The 19187-nt window shown below is 71.4% G+C and carries 20 protein-coding genes; 10 read left to right on the top strand and 10 right to left on the bottom strand.

Annotated elements, in window-relative coordinates:
• Positions 1-8 precede the first annotated feature (8 nt).
• Positions 9-293, bottom strand: coding sequence for a GlsB/YeaQ/YmgE family stress response membrane protein (locus A3CE_RS0119225; RefSeq protein ID WP_020641736.1), 285 nt, complete (start codon positions 291-293; stop codon positions 9-11).
• Between the two features lie 72 nt (positions 294-365).
• Here A3CE_RS0119225 and A3CE_RS0119220 point away from each other — a divergent pair, with 72 nt between their 5' ends.
• Positions 366-932: a winged helix-turn-helix domain-containing protein gene (locus A3CE_RS0119220; RefSeq protein WP_020641735.1), complete on the top strand. Its 567-nt coding sequence runs from the start codon at positions 366-368 to the stop codon at positions 930-932.
• Positions 929-2182 carry an MFS transporter gene (locus A3CE_RS0119215; RefSeq protein WP_020641734.1) on the top strand — a complete coding sequence of 418 codons (1254 nt, stop codon included), beginning with the start codon at positions 929-931 and terminating at the stop codon, positions 2180-2182. Before A3CE_RS0119220 ends, A3CE_RS0119215 begins: the two co-directional genes overlap by 4 nt.
• Here the strand turns inward: A3CE_RS0119215 and moeA are convergent.
• On the bottom strand, positions 2136-3329 hold the full coding sequence (gene moeA, locus A3CE_RS0119210; protein ID WP_020641733.1) for a molybdopterin molybdotransferase MoeA: 1194 nt from the start codon (positions 3327-3329) through the stop codon (positions 2136-2138). The two genes, A3CE_RS0119215 and moeA, sit on opposite strands and share 47 nt — an antisense overlap.
• A 72-nt stretch (positions 3330-3401) precedes the next feature.
• Between moeA and A3CE_RS0119205 the strand changes: the two genes are divergently transcribed.
• From A3CE_RS0119205 to groL, 5 genes are all read left to right on the top strand, one after another.
• A complete protein-coding gene (locus A3CE_RS0119205) occupies positions 3402-4079 on the top strand; it encodes a TIGR00266 family protein (RefSeq protein WP_020641732.1) in 678 nt (225 codons plus the stop codon).
• Positions 4079-4702: an AIM24 family protein gene (locus A3CE_RS0119200; RefSeq protein ID WP_020641731.1), complete on the top strand. Its 624-nt coding sequence runs from the start codon at positions 4079-4081 to the stop codon at positions 4700-4702. Before A3CE_RS0119205 ends, A3CE_RS0119200 begins: the two co-directional genes overlap by 1 nt.
• 112 nt (positions 4703-4814) lie before the next feature.
• Positions 4815-5021 (top strand): cold-shock protein, encoded by a 207-nt coding sequence (locus A3CE_RS0119195; RefSeq protein WP_003085446.1) that lies wholly within the window; start codon positions 4815-4817, stop codon positions 5019-5021.
• 64 nt (positions 5022-5085) lie between these two features.
• Entirely contained in the window at positions 5086-6552 is a 1467-nt protein-coding gene (locus tag A3CE_RS0119190) for a serine/threonine-protein kinase (protein WP_211231856.1), read from the top strand.
• A 244-nt stretch (positions 6553-6796) separates the two neighbouring features.
• On the top strand, positions 6797-8425 hold the full coding sequence (gene groL / locus A3CE_RS0119185) for a chaperonin GroEL (protein WP_020641728.1): 1629 nt from the start codon (positions 6797-6799) through the stop codon (positions 8423-8425).
• A gap of 67 nt (positions 8426-8492) precedes the next feature.
• Here the strand turns inward: groL and A3CE_RS0119180 are convergent, their stop codons facing one another.
• The 3 genes from A3CE_RS0119180 to A3CE_RS0119170 all read right to left on the bottom strand — a co-directional run bounded on the left by A3CE_RS0119180 (position 8493) and on the right by A3CE_RS0119170 (position 10325).
• Entirely contained in the window at positions 8493-8816 is a 324-nt protein-coding gene (locus tag A3CE_RS0119180; RefSeq protein ID WP_020641727.1) for a hypothetical protein, read from the bottom strand.
• A gap of 235 nt (positions 8817-9051) precedes the next feature.
• On the bottom strand, positions 9052-9267 hold the full coding sequence (locus tag A3CE_RS0119175) for a PspC domain-containing protein (protein WP_020641726.1): 216 nt from the start codon (positions 9265-9267) through the stop codon (positions 9052-9054).
• A gap of 128 nt (positions 9268-9395) precedes the next feature.
• Positions 9396-10325 (bottom strand): o-succinylbenzoate synthase, encoded by a 930-nt coding sequence (locus A3CE_RS0119170; RefSeq protein WP_020641725.1) that lies wholly within the window; start codon positions 10323-10325, stop codon positions 9396-9398.
• A 74-nt stretch (positions 10326-10399) separates the two neighbouring features.
• On the opposite strand from A3CE_RS0119170, the gene A3CE_RS0119165 reads away from it, so the two are divergent.
• Complete coding sequence (locus A3CE_RS0119165; protein ID WP_020641724.1) at positions 10400-13222, top strand: AfsR/SARP family transcriptional regulator; 2823 nt, start codon at positions 10400-10402, stop codon at positions 13220-13222.
• A gap of 272 nt (positions 13223-13494) precedes the next feature.
• Here the strand turns inward: A3CE_RS0119165 and A3CE_RS0119160 are convergent, their stop codons facing one another.
• Complete coding sequence (locus A3CE_RS0119160) at positions 13495-14340, bottom strand: DUF72 domain-containing protein (protein ID WP_020641723.1); 846 nt, start codon at positions 14338-14340, stop codon at positions 13495-13497.
• Between the two features lie 370 nt (positions 14341-14710).
• Positions 14711-15472, bottom strand: coding sequence for a DUF4253 domain-containing protein (locus A3CE_RS0119155; protein ID WP_020641722.1), 762 nt, complete (start codon positions 15470-15472; stop codon positions 14711-14713).
• A gap of 357 nt (positions 15473-15829) precedes the next feature.
• Between A3CE_RS0119155 and A3CE_RS0119150 the strand changes: the two genes are divergently transcribed.
• A complete protein-coding gene (locus A3CE_RS0119150; RefSeq protein ID WP_020641721.1) occupies positions 15830-16048 on the top strand; it encodes a hypothetical protein in 219 nt (72 codons plus the stop codon).
• Here the strand turns inward: A3CE_RS0119150 and A3CE_RS0119145 are convergent.
• Positions 16045-17691 carry a DNA repair helicase XPB gene (locus A3CE_RS0119145; protein ID WP_020641720.1) on the bottom strand — a complete coding sequence of 549 codons (1647 nt, stop codon included), beginning with the start codon at positions 17689-17691 and terminating at the stop codon, positions 16045-16047. The genes A3CE_RS0119150 and A3CE_RS0119145 overlap by 4 nt on opposite strands.
• A gap of 88 nt (positions 17692-17779) precedes the next feature.
• On the opposite strand from A3CE_RS0119145, the gene A3CE_RS0119140 reads away from it, so the two are divergent.
• Entirely contained in the window at positions 17780-18397 is a 618-nt protein-coding gene (locus A3CE_RS0119140) for an LppU/SCO3897 family protein (RefSeq protein ID WP_020641719.1), read from the top strand.
• Here A3CE_RS0119140 and A3CE_RS59595 read toward each other — a convergent pair.
• Positions 18394-18708, bottom strand: coding sequence for an aromatic-ring hydroxylase C-terminal domain-containing protein (locus A3CE_RS59595; protein WP_026468652.1), 315 nt, complete (start codon positions 18706-18708; stop codon positions 18394-18396). The two genes, A3CE_RS0119140 and A3CE_RS59595, sit on opposite strands and share 4 nt — an antisense overlap.
• Positions 18651-19160, bottom strand: coding sequence for an FAD-dependent monooxygenase (locus A3CE_RS59590; protein WP_026468651.1), 510 nt, complete (start codon positions 19158-19160; stop codon positions 18651-18653). Before A3CE_RS59590 ends, A3CE_RS59595 begins: the two co-directional genes overlap by 58 nt.
• Positions 19161-19187: the final 27 nt, after the last annotated feature.

Raw genomic sequence — 19187 nt, 5'->3', positions numbered from 1 at the left:
GGCAAAAGTTACCAACGGTCACCCGGACGACGGCCGATGCCGCTCGCCAGGCGCAGGATCGCCAGCAGCACGACGGCTCCGAGGACGGCCACGCCGAAGCTGGGGAAGTCGAAGTCGAACGTCTTCGCCTGGCCGGTCGCGAGCCGGTAGACCAGCCCGCCCAGTGCCGCCCCGACGACGCCGACGAGCACGCTGACCAGGCAGCCCTGCCGGCGCCGCTCCCGCCCGCCGACGACCAGGTTCGCGGCCCAGCCGACGATCGCGCCGAAGATCACCCATGCGACGAAACCCATGGCGGGAGCTTACGCGAGCAGACGTACAAGAGTCATTGCACAAGAGTTCTTGTACAACTACTCTTGTGCGTCATGGCGAGAGAAGAGAACGTCCGGGAGATCCGGGACTCGAAAGCACTGGCCGCCATCGCGCACCCCCTGCGCCACCGGCTGCTGGACCTGCTGCACCTGGACGGCCCGGCGACGGCGTCGCTGCTGGCCGAGAAGACGGGCCAAGCGGTCGGGAACATCAGCCACCACCTCAAGGTGCTGGCGGCCAGCGAACTCATCGAAGAGGCGCCCGAGCTGGCCAGGGACCGCCGGGAACGGTGGTGGCGGCGGACCTCCAGCGCGATCAAGTGGGGTGCGCAGGACTTCCCCGACGACCCGATCGCCGAGGCGGCGGAGGTGCTGACCCTCGACCACCAGCACGCGATCGCCCGCGAGTGGCTCGCCAACCGGGAGACCTATCCCCAGGAGTGGCGTGGGGCGCTGTTCAGCATCGACGGCTGGGCCCGGCTTTCCGTCGCCGAGCTGGGTGAGCTGAACGACCGGATCGTCATCATGCTCGCCGAGTACCGCAACCGCACCGTGCCCGGCGACGGCGTCGAGCGCCGTCCGGTCTTCTTCGCCGTGCGAGCTTCGCTGGGCCAGCCGTGAAGGGGCTCTGGGGGAACAGGGACTTCCGGCTGCTCTGGACCGGCGAGACCACGAGCATGCTCGGCAGCATGGTCGCGAGCACGGCGTTGCCGCTGGTCGCGGTCGTCACGCTGCAGGCGAGCACCTTCCAGGTCGCGCTGCTGACGGCGGCGGCCTGGCTGCCGTGGCTGATCGTGGGCCTGCCCGCCGGCGCCTGGGTCGACCGGCTGCGGAAGCGCCCGATCATGCTGACCTGCAACACAGTGTCGATGGCGGTGTTCGGCAGCGTCCCGCTCGCGGCCGTCCTGGGGGCGCTGTCCATGCCGCTCCTGCTGGCCGCGGCACTGGTCGGCGGCTTCGCGAAGGTGTTCTTCACCCTCGCCTACCGCGCGTACCTCCCGGCGCTGATCGGCGAAGACGACCTCCTCGAAGGCAACGCCAAGCTGCAGGGCAGCGAATCCGCGACGGAGGTCGCCGGACCGGGCCTGGCCGGGTTGCTGGCGCAGGCGTTCGGCCCGGTCAGCGGCATCCTGGCCGACGCGGTCAGCTTCGGCGTCTCCGTCCTGTGCGTGAGCGCGATCCGCGTGCCGGAGGCTGTGGCCCCGGCGCCGCGGACACCGTTGCGGAGCCAGATCGGCGAGGGCCTGCGGTTCGTCGCCGGCGACCGCTACCTGCGGACGCTGATGGTGTTCGGCGCCGTGTCGAACATCGCGCTGACCGGGTACGGCTCGATCCAGATCGTCTTCCTGTCCCGCACACTCGGCGCCGCCCCCGGCCTGGTGGGCCTGGTCCTGGCGCTGGCCGCCGTCGGTGGCGTGCTCGGCGCGGCGCTGGTCGGCCGGCTCGGCGCCCGCTTCGGCACCGCGCGCGCGTTCTTGCTGTGCGAGATCTTCGCCGCGCCGATGGGGTTGCTCGGACCGCTGAGCCGGCCGGGCTGGGGCCTGGTGCCCTACGTGCTCGCGCTGTTCGGCGTCTGCGCCGGCCTCGTCGCCTCGAACATCCTGACCACGACGTTCCGGCAGCAGTACTGCCCGCCCGGCTTGTTCAGCCGGATCAACTCCAGCGCGGCGATCGTCAACTACGGCACGATCCCGCTGGCCGGGGTGCTCGGCGGCGCGCTGGGCGAGGCGATCGGCGTCCGCGAGACGTTGTGGGTGATGGCCGGCCTGCTGATCGCCGCGCTCCCGATCCTCACGCCGTTCCGGAAGCTGCGGGAGTTCCCGGCTAGAGCAGAAGGACGTCCACCTCGTCGCCTTCCGCAGCCGACGTGACGTCCTCCGGCAGCACGATCAGGCAGTTGGCCTGCGTGAACGCGGCCAGGAGGTGCGATCCCGGGCCGCCGCGCGGCCCGACGACCCCGGTGACCTCCCGCTCCGACGGCGTGAACACGCCCCGCCGGTACTGGCGGCGCCCGGACGGCGAGGACATCGCTTCGGTGAGCCGGGCCCGCACGCGGCGGCGGGAGACGTCGGTGTGGCCCAGCGCCGTCAGGATCGCCGGGCGCAGGAACGCCTCGAACGACACCAGCACGCTGACGGGGTTGCCGGGCAACGTCACCACGGGCACGCCCTGCCAGCGCCCGCAGCCCTGCGGCCCGCCGGGCTGCATCGCGATCTTCGCGAACTCGACGCCCTGACCGGTCAGCGCGTCCTTCACCACTTCGTACGCGCCCGCGCTGACGCCACCGGAGGTGACCAGCAGATCGGCGTCCGCCAGCTTCGGCTCGATGACCTTCCGGAACTCCTCGACGTCGTCGACGACGCTGCGGACGACGTCGACCTCGCAGCCGAGGCCGCGGATCGCCGCCGCGAGCATCACGCTGTTGGACTCGTAGATCTGGCCGTGCCGCAGCGGCGCGGGCGCGTCGATCAGTTCGGTGCCGGTCGAGGCGACCAGGACCCGCAGCGGCCGGTGCACGCGGACTTCGGCGAGCCCGACCGCGGCGGCCAGGCCCAGCTGCGAGTGGCCGAGCACGGTTCCGGCGTGCAGCGCGAGGCTGCCCTCGAGAACGTCCTCGCCGGTGCGCCGGATGTGCGCGCTTTCCCGGGCGGGCGCCGAGATCGTCACCGTTTCCGTGCCGCCGTCGGTGTCCTCGACCATCACGACGGCGTCCGCGCCGGGCGGCAGCGGCGCGCCGGTCATGATCCGGTGCGCGGTGCCCGGCTCGAGGGGCCGGACGTCGACCCGGCCCGCGGGGATGTCGTCGGCGACCGGCAGGGTCACCGGAGGGGTCGCAGTGTCATGGGCACGAACCGCGTAGCCGTCCATCGCGGAGTTGTCGAACGGCGGGAGGGAGACACCGGCCCGCACGTCTTCGGCCAGGACGAGGCCGGCCGCGGCGGCGAGGGGCAACGTGGTCGTGGGGGAGGTGCCCAGGAGCGCGGCAACCCGGTCGCGGTAGTCGTCGACGGAGATCACCGGACCATCCTCCCCGTGTTCGGGGCGCATGCAAGACTCTGCCCGTCACGAGCACGCCGATGGGGAGTACGCATGCAGGTCGGAATCCGTCAACAGCCTTCGTTCGCCGTCGCCCGGCTGATGCTGGCGCCCGGCGAGCCGTGCCAGGTCGAGTCGGGCGCGATGATGGCGACCAGCTACGGCGTGCAGGTCCAGTCGCAGGCGCAGGGCGGGATCATGAAGGGCCTCGGCCGCGCGTTCCTCTCCGGCGAGTCCTTCTTCATCTCCACCTTCACCGCGCCGCCGAACGGCGGCTGGGTCGACGTCGCCGCCAACCTGCCCGGCGACATCCAGGTGATCACCCTCGACGGCCGCGCCGGCTGGGCCGTCACCCGCGGCTGCTGGCTCGCGTCGTCGCACGGCGTGCAGACCGAGACCAAGTGGGGCGGCATGAAGAACCTGATGGGCGGCGAGGGCGGCTTCTTGACGCACGCCACCGGCCAGGGCCAGCTGCTCGTCTCCTGCTACGGCGCGGTCGAGACGATCACGCTGCAGCAGGGCGAGATGGTGACGATCGACACCGGGCACGTCGTCGCGTACGCCGACACCGTGCAATACCAGATCCGCAAGGTCGCGCAGGGCATCATCCAGTCGATGAAGAGCGGCGAAGGCCTCGTGTTCGACTTCGTCGGCCCCGGCCAGATCATGACGCAGACGCGCAACCCGTCCGCGTTGGTGAACTGGATCGTCTCCCACGTCCCCTCACGCTGATGCGCGTCCAGACCCGGCACACCCCCGGCTTCGGCGTCGCCCGCGTCCTGCTCGACCCGGGCGAGGCCGTGCAGGCCGTGCCCGAAACCCTGCTCGCCAGCCGGTTCGGCGTCACCGAGACGCCGGCGGGCCGCGGCGGTGTCCGCGCGAGCAAGAGCACGACGGCCGTTTACACCGCACCGTCCGACGGTGGCTGGATCGACTTCGCGCCGCTGCGCCCCGGCGACGTCTACCCCCTCGAGCTGCGCGGCGGCACGGGCTGGTCGGTGCACCGCGACGCCGTGCTGGTGCGGCCGGCGTCGGTCCGGCACGACACCGGCTGGGTGCCGTTGCACCAGCTCTTCGGCGCCGACACGGGGTTTTTGGAGCACTACAGCGGAACCGGGCCGCTCGTGCTGGCCGCGCCCGGCCCGGTGGACGCGTTCGAGCTGGGCCAAGGCGAGCTCGTCACGGTCCGGCCGGACTACCTGCTGGCCTACCCGGACACCGTGCAGTGCCGGTTGCGGGCCCTCGATCCGGGCGGTCCGCAGTCGCTTCGCACCGGTGAAGGGCTCGCGGTCGACTTCGCGGGTCCCGGGACGGTGCTCGTGCACGCGCGGAACAGGCGCCTTTCGGGTTCGTGATCTTCGGACGAATTGCCCATTGCCGACGGGAATAATTCCGGTAGCGTGATTGACACTTCCGCCGCTGGCATCCGCTCGGGCCAGCGGATCCTTTGTGCTGAGGGAGGGCGCCGTGGCTGTCGGCACCGTCAAATGGTTCAACTCGGAAAAGGGCTACGGGTTCATCGAATCGACGGAGGGTCCGGACGTGTTCGTCCACTATTCGGCCATCCAGTCCGAAGGATTCCGCACTCTGGACGAGGGTGACCGCGTCGAGTTCGAGGTGCAGTCCGGCCGCGATGGTCGTAGTCAGGCAGCCGACGTACGGAAGGTTTCGTAGCAGGCCGGTCAGCTGATCGGCGAACCCCCGGCAAGCGCCGAACCAGGGGCGTTAGGCTTCGGGCGTGACAGGCGATGTGTCGGGGGACCTCACCGGTCGCCGGCTGGGCAACTACCGGATCGACGGGGTGCTCGGCAAGGGCGGCATGAGTGTGACCTACAAGGCCACGGACGTGCGGCTCGGCCGCAAGGTGGCCCTCAAGGTCATCGGTGACCACCTCGGGACCGACGCCGAGTTCCGCGAGCGGTTCGTCGACGAGGCGCGCAACACGTCCGCGATCGACCACGCCAATGTCGTGCCGCTGTACGACTTCGGCGAGCTCGACGGCATGCTCTACATCGCCATGCGGATGGTCGACGGTGGCGACCTCGCCGGGTTGATCTCGGGGGGACCCATCGCGCCCGCGCGCGCCCTGACGATGCTCGACCAGGTCGCGGACGCCCTCGACACACTGCACAACCGTGGTCTGGTCCACCTCGACGTCAAGCCGGCGAACGTGCTCGTGACGAAGAAGGAGACTTCGCGCGAGCACGTGTACGTCGCGGACTTCGGGCTGACGCGGCGCGGCGCGACCGGGCACCGGACGCGCGGCGGCGACTTCCTCGGCTCGCCGACGTACGCGGCGCCGGAGCACCTGCGCGGGGAGCCGCTGGACGGGCGCACCGACCAGTACGCGCTCACGTGTGTCCTCTACGCGTGCCTCACCGGCAGCCCGCCGTTCAAGGGCGACGTGCCGACGGTGATCAAGGGCCACCTCAACGGCGACCCGCCCGCGATCTCCCGGGTCGTCGCCCTCCCGCCGTCGATCGACGAGGTCATCCGCAAGGGGATGGCGAAGAGCCCGGCCGACCGCTACCCGAGCTGCGTCGAGATGGTCGCGGCCGCGCGCCGCGCGCTGGGCCCCCTTGCGATGTCCGACACACCGCCCGGCCCACCCGGGTCCCATTCGGGCGGAATCCCCGCGCCGCAGCGTCCTGGTCAGGTACAACAGGGGCCGCACCAGAACAGCGCACCGCAGGGAGAGGGGGCCCCCGTGCACCCGTACGGAGGACAGCAGCAGCCCGGCTACGGCCAGCAGGGCCCCGGGCCGCAGGGCCCGCCGCCCCCAGGGCCCCCGCCGGGCTACGGCTATCCCCCGCAGGGCCCGCCGCCCGGGATGCCGCAGGGCATGCCGCCCCAGGGACCTCCGCCGGGCTACGGCTACCAGCAGCAGGGCATGCCGGGCCCGCCGCCCGGTTACGGCCAGGACCCGATGCGGCTGCGCCCGCCGATGCCCGCGGGTGGCGCGGGCGCGTTCCACCAGCCGAAGAGCGGCGGCGGCAAGAAGTGGATCTTCCTCGTGCTGGGCCTGGTCGTGGTCGCCGGCCTGGTCGTCGGCGCGATCCTCTTCTTCGGCAGTGGTGACAGCGGTGGTGGCGGCAGCCAGACCACGGCCCCGAACATCCCGGTCGGCCCGGGTGACTCGCAGAGCAACGCCCCCTCTTCGCTGAAGGCGCCCCCGACGTCGATCACCATCAAGCCGAGCTCCTGAATCCGGGCGGCACTGAGCAGGTCTTCTTGCACTCTCCTGCCGAGAGTGCTAAACACGGAGTTGGCACTCGACGCCGTCGAGTGCCAAAGGTCGGGACGGTGAGGCTGACCCCCACTCGGGTCCAGTCGTCCGTCGCGGGCACCGAGCCTGGCCGAGGAAAGAGTCCTGCTGCCGCCGCTGCAAGGCTGGTAACACCAACAGCGCAGCGCGGCGGTGGCGCCCAATACCGGAGGACCACACCGCAATGGCCAAACTGATCGCGTTCGACGAGGACGCCCGCCGCGGTCTTGAGCGTGGCTTGAACATCCTCGCCGAAGCCGTCAAGGTGACCCTCGGCCCGCGGGGCCGGAACGTCGTGCTCGAAAAGAAGTGGGGCGCGCCGACCATCACCAACGACGGCGTCTCCATCGCCAAGGAGATCGAGCTCGAAGACCCGTGGGAGAAGATCGGGGCCGAGCTCGTCAAGGAAGTTGCCAAGAAGACCGACGACGTCGCGGGTGACGGCACCACCACCGCCACCGTGCTCGCCCAGGCCCTGGTCAAGGAAGGCCTGCGCAACGTCGCGGCCGGAGCCGACCCCATCAGCCTGAAGCGTGGCATCGAGGCGGCTGTCGAGGCCATCACCGAGCAGCTGCACAAGATGGCCGTCCAGATCGAGACCAAGGAGCAGATCGCTGCTACCGCCTCGATCTCGGCCGCTGACCGCACCATCGGCGAGCTGATCGCCGAGGCGCTGGACAAGGTCGGCAAGGAAGGCGTCGTCACCGTCGAGGAGAGCAACACCTTCGGTCTCGAGCTCGAGCTCACCGAGGGCATGCGCTTCGACAAGGGCTACATCTCGGGTTACTTCGTCACCGACCCGGAGCGCCAGGAAGCCGAGCTCGAGGACCCGTACATCCTCCTCTTCGGCTCCAAGATCTCCACCGTCAAGGACGTGCTGCCGCTGCTGGAGAAGGTCATCCAGTCCGGCAAGCCGCTGCTGATCATCGCCGAGGACGTCGAGGGCGAGGCCCTGGCCACCCTGATCGTCAACAAGATGCGCGGCACCTTCAAGTCCGTCGCCGTCAAGGCCCCGGGCTTCGGTGACCGCCGCAAGGCGATCCTGCAGGACATCGCGATCCTGACCGGTGGCCAGGTCATCTCCGAGGACGTCGGCCTCAAGCTGGAGAACGCGGACCTGTCCCTGCTGGGCAAGGCCCGCAAGGCCGTCATCACCAAGGACGAGACGACCATCGTCGAGGGTGCGGGCGACGCCGACCAGATCCAGGGTCGCGTCAACCAGATCCGCGCCGAGATCGAGAACTCGGACTCGGACTACGACCGCGAGAAGCTGCAGGAGCGGCTCGCGAAGCTGGCCGGCGGCGTGGCCGTCATCAAGGCCGGCGCCGCGACCGAGGTCGAGCTCAAGGAGCGCAAGCACCGCATCGAGGACGCGGTGCGCAACGCGAAGGCCGCCGTGGAAGAGGGCATCGTCGCCGGTGGTGGCGTGGCCCTGATCCAGGCCGCCGAGGCCGCGTTCGCGGGCCTGAAGCTCGAGGGCGACGAGGCCACTGGCGCCAACATCGTCAAGGTGGCCGTCGAGGCCCCGCTCAAGCAGATCGCGATCAACGCCGGCCTCGAGGGCGGCGTCGTGGTGGAGAAGGTCAAGGGCCTGCCGCAGGGGCACGGCCTCAACGCCGCCACGGGTGTCTACGAGGACCTGCTCGCCGCCGGCGTGCCGGACCCGACGAAGGTCACCCGCTCCGCGCTGCAGAACGCCGCGTCCATCGCGGCGCTGTTCCTGACCACCGAGGCCGTCGTGGCGGACAAGCCGGAGAAGGCTTCGGCCGCTCCCGCCGACCCGTCCGGTGGCATGGGTGGCATGGACTTCTGAGTTCGGCCGCTTGATCGGAAAAGCCCGGTCCGCTTCGGCGGGCCGGGCTTTTTCGATGGACACGGTCTTATGGCTTGGTAAAGAACCACACGGCAAAAGCACCGACGATGACGACGCCGAGCGCGAGCACCCCGAGGCCCCCGAGCCAGGCGGTGCTCGCTTCTTCCGCTTCCAGCGCGACGACGATCGCGCCGATCCCGGTGAGCAGGACCCAGATCGCGAACGCCGCGGCGGTGTAGAGCACGGTCTTGGTGACGGACGGGCTGCCGGTGTCGTCGAACGCGAGCGCGACGAAGGTGGCGAACGCGGTCAAACCCAGTCCCCCGACCAGGTACAGCCCGCCGAGGATGCCGACGACGACCTTCGCGGCCGTTCTGCTCCCTTGATCCACGAGCGCGAACCCTAACCCCTCGAACGGGATTCGCGCCGGGCATTTACGCCGCTCGGCTCAGCTGCCTCGGCCGAACGGCCCGGACGTCCCCTTGGCGTCCGGGCCGTTCCCGTTGCTTGCCGCGTCCCCCGACGGCGGCGTTCCCCCGGACCCGCGCCCCCCGGCGCGGGTGGTTTTCAGCGCCCCCGGCGTCCGGCGGGCACCGGTTCCCCCTGCGAACCGGCGCCCGCCCGCGTCAGGAGTCCTCTTCGGGCGTCAGGATGGCGGCGGCGACGTAGATCGGAATGGCGATCCCGACCGACAGGAACACGGCGGCGACCAGCCCGATGCGCAGGACATTGGCGTCGATGCCGAGGTAGGTGGCCCAGCCACCGCAGACGCCGGTGAGCATCTTGTCGGTCCGGCTGCGGCGGAGCTTCTTGGTTTCCGGGGTGTACACGCTGTTCGTCATGGCTCAATGGTGGCTTCCGGGCACCCCGGGCCACATCGGGAACGGCCCGGACCCCGACCCTGAACTTGCCCTCCGGGGGCTCCCCGGTGCGTACGGCTCCGCCTGGCGGGCCTGCCGCCGGGTCCCGCTCAGCGCAGGGCGCGGACCCGGCTCAGCCGGTCTTCCCAAGCGGCCGCGACCCCGGGTGGTGCCGGGTAACCTGAAGCGGGTTCCGGGGCGGTCCGGAGAACCGGGAGGTATCCGTCCACAGGGGACAGTGACTCGGTGGAGACGTCCCCTTCCAGCAGGGAAAGCGTCCCCAGTCCACAAGCGAATTCCAGTTCCGGGAGGGCGCCGGCCAGCGCCAGTCCCGCCGCCAGGCCGATGCTCGTCTCCACCGCCGAAGACACCACGCACGGCAGCCCGCACGCCTCGGCGACCTCCAGCGCCCGCCGCACGCCGCCGAGCGGGGAGACCTTCAGGACCGCGATGTCCGCCGCTCCGGCGACCGCCACCTTCAGCGGGTCCTCGGCCCGGCGGATCGACTCGTCGGCGGCGATCCGGACGCCCACCCGGCGCCGCACCGCGGCCAGGTCCTCGATCGACGGGCACGGCTGCTCCGCGTACTCGAGCCCGGCCGCCGCCTTGTCGAGGTCCGTGATCGCCCGCACCGCCGTGTCGACGTCCCACGCCATGTTGGCGTCGACGCGGATCGCGCCACCCGGGCCCAGCGCGTCGCGGACGGCTTCCACCCGCGCGCAGTCGTCCGCCAGGGAGACGCGCGGGTCGGCGACCTTCACCTTGGCCGTGCGGCAGCCGGACGCGCGGACCAGTTCGTACGCCTTCTCCGGCCCGACCACCGGGACCGTCGTGTTCACCTCGACCCGGTCGCGGACCGGCGACGGCCAGCCCGCTTCGCTCGCTTCCAGCGCCGCACGCAGCCACGGCACGCTCTCGGCGTCGGAGTAGTCGGCGAACGGGCAGAACTCGCCCCAGCCCGCCGGGCCGTGGACCAGCACGCCCTCACGGACGGTGATACCGCGGAACCGGGTGCGCAGGGGGATCGCGTAGACCTTCATCGAGACCGATCATGCCACCGTCCCGCGTGCGGTAAGCGGGTGCCGAACAGCGCGTTTCCGGCAAGAATGACTCCGTGGTCCTCGATTTCCGCGTGCTGGGTCCGGCCGAGGTCACGGCCGACGGCCGCCCGGTACCGCTCGGGGGCAGCCGGCCGCTGATCGTCCTGGCCGGGCTTCTGCTGCGCGCGAACCGGGTCGTGCCGGTCGACGAACTGGGCCGCTGGCTGTGGAACGACGACCACCGCCGCTCCAAGGGCGCGCTCCAGACGTACGTGCTGCGCCTGCGCCGGGCCCTCGGCGACCAGGTCGCGATCCGCACCGAGAGCGGCGGCTACCGGATCGAGCTCGACGACGACCTGCTCGACCTGACCCGGTTCCGCGCGCTCGCCATCCGTGGCAAGGCCGCGGTGGACCGCGGCGAGAGCCGCCAGGCGGCCGCGTACTTCGCCGAGGCGCTCGCGCAGTGGCGTGGGCCGGCGTTGCTGAACGTCGAGTCGGACGCGCTGCACCGCGACGAAGCCGGTCAGCTGGCCGAGGAACGGCTGCGCGTCCGCGAGCAGTGGGCGGACGCCCTGCTCGAAGTCGGCGAGTACGGCACGGTCGTCCCCGAGCTGGCCCGGCTGACCAGGGAGAACCCGCTGCGGGAGCGGTTGCACGAGCAGCTGATGATCGCGCTGTACCGCTCGGGCCGTCAGGCCGAAGCACTCGACGTCCACCGCCGGATCAGCCGCGTGCTGGCCGAGGAGCTGGGGCTCGACCCGGGGCCGTCGCTGCAGCGCACCCGCCAGGCGATCCTCACCGGCGCCGACGACGCTGCCGCCGCCCCGCTGGCGCGCTACCGGCTCGGCACCGAGCCGCAGGTGCCCCACCAGCTGCCCGCCGACCTGCGGATCTTCTCCGGGCGCGAGTGCGACCTCAAGGCCTTGCACGCGCTGCTGCCGGAGGCGCTCGACGCCGACACGTCGACGCCGATCGCGTCCGTCGAAGGCATGGGCGGCATCGGCAAGACGACCTTGGCCGTGCACTTCGCGCACGAGATCGCCGACCGGTTCCCCGGCGGGCAGGTCTACCTCAACCTGCGGGGCTACGGCCCCGGCGAGCCGGTCGAGCCGTCGGCGGCGCTGGAAGCCGTGCTGACCGCGCTCGGCGTGCCGTGCGAACAGATCCCCGGCGACCTCGACGGCCGCGCGGCGAGCTGGCGGACGCACACCGCGGGGCGGCGGCTGCTGATCGTGCTCGACAACGCCAACCGCACCGAGCAGGTCAGCCCGCTGCTGCCCGGGCCGGGCTGCCTGGTCGTGATCACCAGCCGCTGGCAGCTGCGGGCGCTGGTGGCGACGCACGGCGCGCGGCGGATCGCGCTGGAGGAGCTCGGCGACGAGGACGCCGTCGCGCTGCTCGCGGCCACGATCGGCTTCGACCGGGTGGCCCGCGACCCGGCGGCGGCCGAGCGGTTCGTGCGCTACTGCGGCGGGTTGCCATTGGCGATCCGGATCCTCGCCGTGCGCGCTGCGCAGTTCCCGGACCTGCCGCTCGAGGAGTTCGCCGACGCCCCCGACTTGCTGGATTCGTTCGACCTCGCCGACGGCGAAGGCACCAACATCCGGTCGGTGTTTTCGTACTCCTACCGGGCGCTGCAGCCGTCGACGGCCCGGCTGCTGCGGTTGCTCGGACTGCCCACCGGCGTCGACTTCACCGCCCCGGCGGCGGCCGCGGTCGCCGGCCTGGACCTCGCGGCGACGCGGCCGATGCTGGAAACCCTGACGGCCGCGCACCTGCTCGCCCAGCCGCGGCCGGGCCGCTACCAGTTCCACGACCTCATCCGCGCCTACGCCGGCGAAGCTGCTTCGCAGGCCGAGCCGGCTTCGGAGCGCGAAGCCGCTCTGGATCGGCTGCTGGGCTGGTACCTGGCGTCGGCGCTGAACGCGTCAAAGCGGATGCGGCCGGAGCGCTACTACCGGCTGCTGGAGCTCAACGACCTCGGCGGCGGCCTGTCGTTCTCGGCGCACCACGACGCGCTGGCCTGGTTCGGCGAGGAGGCCGGCAACCTGATCGCGGCGGTGCACCTGGCGCGGCGGCTGCGTCGTGACGACGTCTGCTGGAAGCTGGCCTGGCTGCTGCAGAGCTACTTCGTGACGCGCTCGCGGCTCGACGACTGGCGGTCGGTGTTCGCCGTGGCGCTCGAAGCGGCGCGGGCGAGCGGCCATCGGCCGGGCGAGGCGGGGATCTTGAGCGGGCTGGGCGTCGTCAACGCCGTCGCCCGGCAGTACGCGGAGTGCCGGCGATACCTGGAGCAGGTGCTCGCGATCCAGCGCGAGCTCGGCGCGCGCGAGGGCGAGGCGCGGGCGCAGTACAACCTGGCGATGGCGGCCCACAACCTCGACGACTACGCCGGTGCGTACGACCACGGCATGCGGGCGCTGGAGATCGTCCGCGAGCTGGGGCTGGGCCCGTTCGAGGCGAGCGTGCTGCGGGCCCTTGGGGACATCTGCAGCTCGATGGGCGACCACGAGCAGGCGCTCCGGCTGGCCGACGCGGCGCTGGCGATCCTCGGCCCGGACGGCCAGCCGGTGGACGCGCGGTTCCCCCAGCCCACGCGCGGCCTGGCCCTGATCGGCCTCGGCCGGCTCGACGAGGGAATCACGTGCATAAGCGAGTCGGTGGAGATGTTCCTCGCCATGGGCGAGCAGTACGAAGCGGCGGAGGTGCTGTCCCAGCTGGGCACGATCCACCTCCGCCGGGGAGCCCCGGCGCTGGCCAGGGAGTGCTGGCTCCGATCGGTGCACCTGCTGACAGAGCTGAGCCACCCGGACGCGGACGACGTACGAGCGAAGCTGGCGGCCCTGGTCGGAAGTTGTCCACAGGCGGGCCGTGATGTGGACAGACCGCCGTCGTAGGCCGGTTTTCCCGGCTTCCGTCGGTGGTGGCCGATACGATGGACTTGGGGACGCCCCCTGGGAGCGGTGGGGGATGCGTTGGGGCGGCCGGATACCTGGGTGGCGGCTCGCCTCCGCGGCAGCGGCGGTTGCCACGCTCGCCGGTGGGCGGGGATGTTTGGTCCCTCTTGGCTGTGCGCGGTGGCGGACCGTTCGCGTGCCGACCCCCAGCGACAGCACGCAAGCCGGTCCGGCCCGCTTGTCCACTCAAGCCGATGGCGCTCACTGTTCACTCACTGTCGCGTCGGTGGGGTTACTCCCAGCAGGTCGGCGAGGCATTCGGCGTTGCGGGGCGCCGCCACCTTGACGTCGTTGTCGAAGTAGACGTGCACGTCACGACGGCCGCCGGCGTGCCATGCCCGGATTTTCTCCGCCCACCTGCGCAGGGCTTCGTCCGAGTAGCCGCTGACGTACAGCTCCTCGTCGCCGTGCAGGCGGACGTAGGCGAAGTCCGCCGTCTGGTCTTCGAGGAACGGCCACTTGCCCGCGGTGTCGGCGACGACCAGGGCGATCCCGTGGTCCCGCAGGAGTTCCTTCGCCGCGGGCTCGGCGAAGCTCGGGTGCCGGACCTCCAGCGCGTGCTGGAGCGGCCTCCGCGCCCCGGCTTCGAGGTAGGGCGTTCCCTTCAGCTTGTCGTCGTGCTTCGTCGCCAGCTGGGCGGCGTCCGTCGTCGTGCGCGGCAGGAGGGCGAAGAAGTTCACCAGCCGGTCCGGGTCGAATGCGAGGGTCGGCGGCAGCTGCCAGAGGAACGGCCCCAGCTTCGCACCGAGCGCGAGGACTCCGGAGGCGTAGAAGTTCGCCAGCGCCGTCTCGACGTCGCGCAGCTGCTTCATGTGCGTGATGAAGCGGCCGCCCTTCACCGCGAAGAGGAAGTCCGCCGGGGTCTCGTCGAACCAGGCGCGGTACCGCTCCGGGCGCTGCAGTGAGTAGAACGAGCCGTTGATCTCGACCGCGTTCATCCGCCGCGACAGGTACTCGAGCTCCCGTCGCTGCGCCAGCCCGGGCGGGTAGAACACCCCGCGCCAGGGCGGGTAGCGCCACCCCGAAGTGCCGATCCGGATCTCGGCGATCGCCCTCACCGCCTTTCCGCGGTGGGTGATTCCCGCTCGCCGTCCCGGCCAAACACGGCCGCAGCGGTGGAATCCGGACCGGTGGACCGCGGGCCGGGACAGCCGGCCCAAGTTGGTGGACGCCCGTCTCAGCGGTCCTTTGGCTCGTTTGCTCATGGGCCGGCTTCCGATCTGGACACCGAGGTCGTGCGGGTCCTTGGCCGGGGAATGCCATCGGCGCGCTCGCGGCCAGGCGCGAACCCGGCCGCGGCCGTCCGCGGTTTGTCGCTCGTCGCGAGGACGGGAGTGGCGTGTTTCGATCTCCCCGCGCCACTCCCGCCTCCCAGGGGCTCCGCTCGTCGCCCCCGGCCCAGCCGCCGCCCGGCCCGGCTCCCCGCGCTCATGCCCAGGAGAACCGCCAGTGGCGTGTCTGCACCAACCCGGACGCGTACTCGCGCAGGTTTCCCGGCTGCCCGGCGAAGGTCGGCAGGCTGAACGCCCGGTGCTCGGCCGCGACCGTCAGGGCCCTCGCCTGGTTGCGGGGCGGTGCCGCCACCGACAGCTCCATCGTGTCGAACCCCAGCACCAGCAGCGTCGCGCCGAAGCGGTCCTCCCAGCTGCGTAGCACCGCCGACAGCTCGGCCACCTGGTCCGTGCACTTCACCATTCCTGTCCAGCCCAGCAGGGCCGGGATGTCCGCCGGTCGCTCCGTCTGGACCAGGCCGAGCCGGTGTGGGGCGCGCGTCGCCAGGATCGAACCCGTGTTGCCCGCTTCGGCCAGTGGGTCGGACCTGCGCGGGCTGCGCTTGGCCAGACCCGGGAAGCGGGCGCCGAACGGCCGCAGGCAGGCGCCGTCGCAGCACGAGCCGTCCCACCAGCGGGCCAGTGCTCCCGCCGCGTCCGCCGTGGCGACGCGGTGGCCCGCCGGGGCCAGCCTGCCGCGGTCGTCGATCCAGTCCTCGCCGTTCGCCGCGAACCGCTGGTCGTGCGGGATCAGCACCGGCCACAGCCCCGACCGCTCGAACTCGGCCACGCAGCCGAGGTAGCGCTCGGGCCGGGTCAGCGGCAGGTCCGACACCCACAGCCTGCCGTGCCACGACCCCGGTGGCAGGGTCTGGACCGGCGGCGCGGGCGTACCGGGGCGGAGCGGTGCGATCGTCATGGACGTCCCCTCGAACTTGTGTTCGGCTACTGCATCTCGAACAGTAGTTCGAGGGTCCGACAATTTCCAGCGTTGCGCCCGCTCATCCGTTCGAGTGAATCCGTGAATCCGCTGGTCAGAGGGCTGTCCGAGACTCCTGTGGCGGAAGTTGTTCCTGTGACGATTCGCTAGGCCGAAGGAGTGGGGCGAGGACGGTACTCGCGTGGAGGAGGGGGAACTCCTGACGTGGTGCGTGGTCGCGAACGTGCTCGCCGAAACGACCCACGGGGAAGCGGGCGAAGACACCCAGCGGGGTCTGAGCACTTCGCGCCGGGAGTCGGCCGCCACCGGGGGCGGAGCCGCGAGCGGCTCGCCCGGATGGTCGCCGGAGGGCACCACCTGGCCGAGTTCCGGGTGCGGGGTGTCTACAGCCCCGCTGTCTTCCGTGAACTGGCCCGGCCGCCGGCCGACCGGGGAATTCGCCTCCGGGAGTCCGAAGACGAGGCGTGGCAGGCGGCCCTCGCGATCATCCGCGGTGGCCGGAGGTGGCCACCGGGGATGATCGCGGCTCGCGCGCTCCTCGTGGAAACGGGTTAGAGCGGCCGGAGCAGGTCGTCCGCGTCCACGATGTGGTAGGCGTAGCCCTGCTCCGCGAGGAACCGCTGCCGGTGCGCCGCGTACTCCGTGTCGACCGTGTCGCGCGAGACGATCGAATAGAAGTGCGCCTGCCGTCCGTCGCCCTTGGGACGCAGGAGCCGTCCGAGCCGCTGGGCCTCCTCCTGGCGGGACCCGAACGTGCCCGAGATCTGGATCGCCACCGACGCCTCGGGCAGGTCGATCGAGAAGTTCGCGACCTTCGACACCACCAGCGTCTTGATCTCGCCGCGCCGGAACTTGTCGAACAGCTCCTCGCGCTCCTTGTTGCGCGTCGCGCCCTGGATGACCGGCGCGTCGAGCTCGTCGCCGAGCATCTCCAGCTGGTCGAGGTACGCGCCGATGACCAGGGTCGGCTCGCCGGTGTGCTTCTCCACGATCGACTTGATCACCGGGGTCTTCGTCAACGCCGTCGCGGCCAGCTTGTACCGCACGTCGGCCTCGGCCGTGGCGTACTCCAGCCGTTCCGCGTCGGTCAGCGTCACGCGGACCTCGGTGCACTCCGCCGGCGCGATCCAGCCCTGCGCCTCGATGTCGCGCCACGGCACGTCGTAGCGCTTCGGCCCGATCAGCGAGAAGACGTCGCCCTCGCGGCCGTCCTCGCGCACCAGCGTCGCGGTCAGGCCGAGGCGCCGCCGGGACTGCAGGTCCGCCGTCATCCGGAACACCGGCGCCGGCAGCAGGTGGACCTCGTCGTAGACGACCAGGCCCCAGTCGCGCGAGTCGAACAGCTCCAGATGCCGGTACTCGCCCTTGGTCTTGCGGGTGATCACCTGGTACGTCGCGATGGTGACCGGCCGGATCTCCTTCTTCTCCCCGGAGTACTCGCCGATCTCCTCTTCGGTCAGCGACGTCCGCGCGATCAGTTCGCGCTTCCACTGCCGTCCGGCGACCGTGTTCGTCACCAGGATCAGCGTCGTCGCCTGCGCGCGGGCCATCGCCGCCGCGCCGACCATCGTCTTCCCGGCGCCGCACGGGAGCACGACGACGCCGGAGCCGCCCGCCCAGAACGCCTCCGCCGCCTGGCGCTGGTAGTCGCGCAGCTGCCAGTCGCTCTCGTCGAGCGCGATCGCGTGCGCCTCGCCGTCGACGTACCCGGCGAGGTCCTCGGCGGGCCAGCCGACCTTCAGCAGCGCCTGCTTCAGCCGCCCGCGCTCGGACGGGTGCACGATGACGGTGTCCTCGTCGAGCCGGGCACCCAGCATCGGGCTGATCTTCTTGTTCCGGATGACCTCGGTCAGCACCGCGCGGTCGGTGGTCGACATGACCAGCCCGTGCGCCGGGTGGTTGGCGATCTGCAGCCGCCCGAACCGGCCCATCACGTCGACGACGTCGATGAGCAGCGGCTGCGGCACCGGGAAGCGCGAGTACGTCGTCAGCGCGTCGACGACCTGCTCGGCGTCGTGGCCCGCGGCGCGCGCGTTCCACAACGCCAGCGGCGTGATCCGGTAGGTGTGCACGTGCTCCGGCGCCCGTTCGAGCTCGGCGAACGGCGCGATGGCGATCCGCGCGTCATCGGCCTGGGGGTGGTCGACCTCCAGGAGCACGGTCTTGTCGGACTGGACGATCAGCGGGCCATCAGTCACAACTACTGTTATACGTGCCTCGCTCCGGTCCGCTTCCGTCGCGGTCCGCCGGTGGGACGAGGTGCCGAGGGGATCACTGGAGGGCACGTTGACCACACCACCGTCCGACGACAACCCGTTCCGGACTCCCGAGTACGCCACACCGGCTGCCCCGATGCCGCCGGCACCGGGGCAGCAGGCACCGATTCCGCACTGGTTCACCACCAAGGTGCGGGTCACGCTGGTCGCGTGCGTCGTCGCCGCGCTGGGCCTCGGCGCGCTGGGCGCACTGGGCATCAGCGGGCTCAACCGCTACGGCACGCCGTCGGACGGTGACTGCCTGTACCTGACGCACGAGGGCGGCGGCAAACTCGCCTACCACCGCGCCGGCTGCAGTTCGGACAGCGCGACGTTCAAGGTCGAGAACACGTATCGCGGGGCCATCGCGTGCGGCTCCGGCGACTACGTCCGGTTCCGGCTCGGCTCCGGCACCGGCCAGACGCTCTGCCTGGCCCTGAACGTCAGGTCCGGCGAGTGCGTCCGCAACGTCGAAGACGAGACCACGATCGACAAGCTGAGCTGCGCCGACCCGGCGGCGCAGGAACGCGTCGAGATCCTTTCCGGCTTCGGCCGTGACGACGAATGCACGGGGGCCGACAAGGTGCTCTCCTACGCCGGTCCGCCGTCCCGCACGGTCTGCCTGGTCAGGTCGGGCGAGAACATCTAGCCGAACCACCTGGTCAGGTCGGCCGGGTCGACGGCGTAGCCGTCCGGCCGGACGAGCAGCAGCCGGCCGCGGTACTCGGCGTCGTCGGTGCTCGCGCGGACGAAGCCGACCTGGCCGGTGAAGCCGGGCGGGGTGGCGTGGTCGCCGAGGTCGAGGAGCAGCCCGCGGCCGCTCCGCAGCAACGCCGACAGCCGTGTCGGCCCGGCCGTCGTCGTCAGGTCGAAGTCCGGGACCCGGTGCGCGCCGGGGTAGCTCAGGCCGAGACCGGACAGCAGTCCGCTGAAGTAGCGGTTGGCGTCCGGCAGCCGCATGAGGTCGACGACGATCTCGCGCAGCGCCTCGACGTTCTCGCCGCGGCCGGTGCCGTGAACACGCGCTGGGCGGCCGTGTGCCGCAGGACGCGTTCGGCGGCCGGGTGGCGTTCGGCGTGGTAGCTGTCCAGGAGCCCGGACGGCGCCGTGCCGCGGATCGTCGCGGCCAGCTTCCAGCCGAGGTTCATCGCGTCCTGGACGCCCAGGTTGAGCCCCTGCCCGCCGAGCGGCGGGTGGATGTGCGCGGCTTCGCCGGCGAACAGGACACGGCCGTGGCGGTACTGCTCAAGTTGCCGTGTCGCGTCGTTGAACCGCGAAGCGCCGTACACCTCGCCTAAGCGCGTTTCGGCGCCGTACAGGGCTGTCAGCGCTTCAGTCACTTCGGTGTCCGACACCGGTGCGTCGCGGCCGGGCTCCGTCGGGCCGGCTCCGGCGATCAGGACGTCGGTCATCACGCACTCCTCAAGTAGACTGAGTGC

This window comes from Amycolatopsis balhimycina FH 1894, from assembly GCF_000384295.1.
Taxonomy (GTDB): domain Bacteria; phylum Actinomycetota; class Actinomycetes; order Mycobacteriales; family Pseudonocardiaceae; genus Amycolatopsis; species Amycolatopsis balhimycina.
The sequence above is the reverse complement of the archived record's forward strand: the minus strand, read 5'-3'. Positions and strand labels throughout refer to the sequence as shown.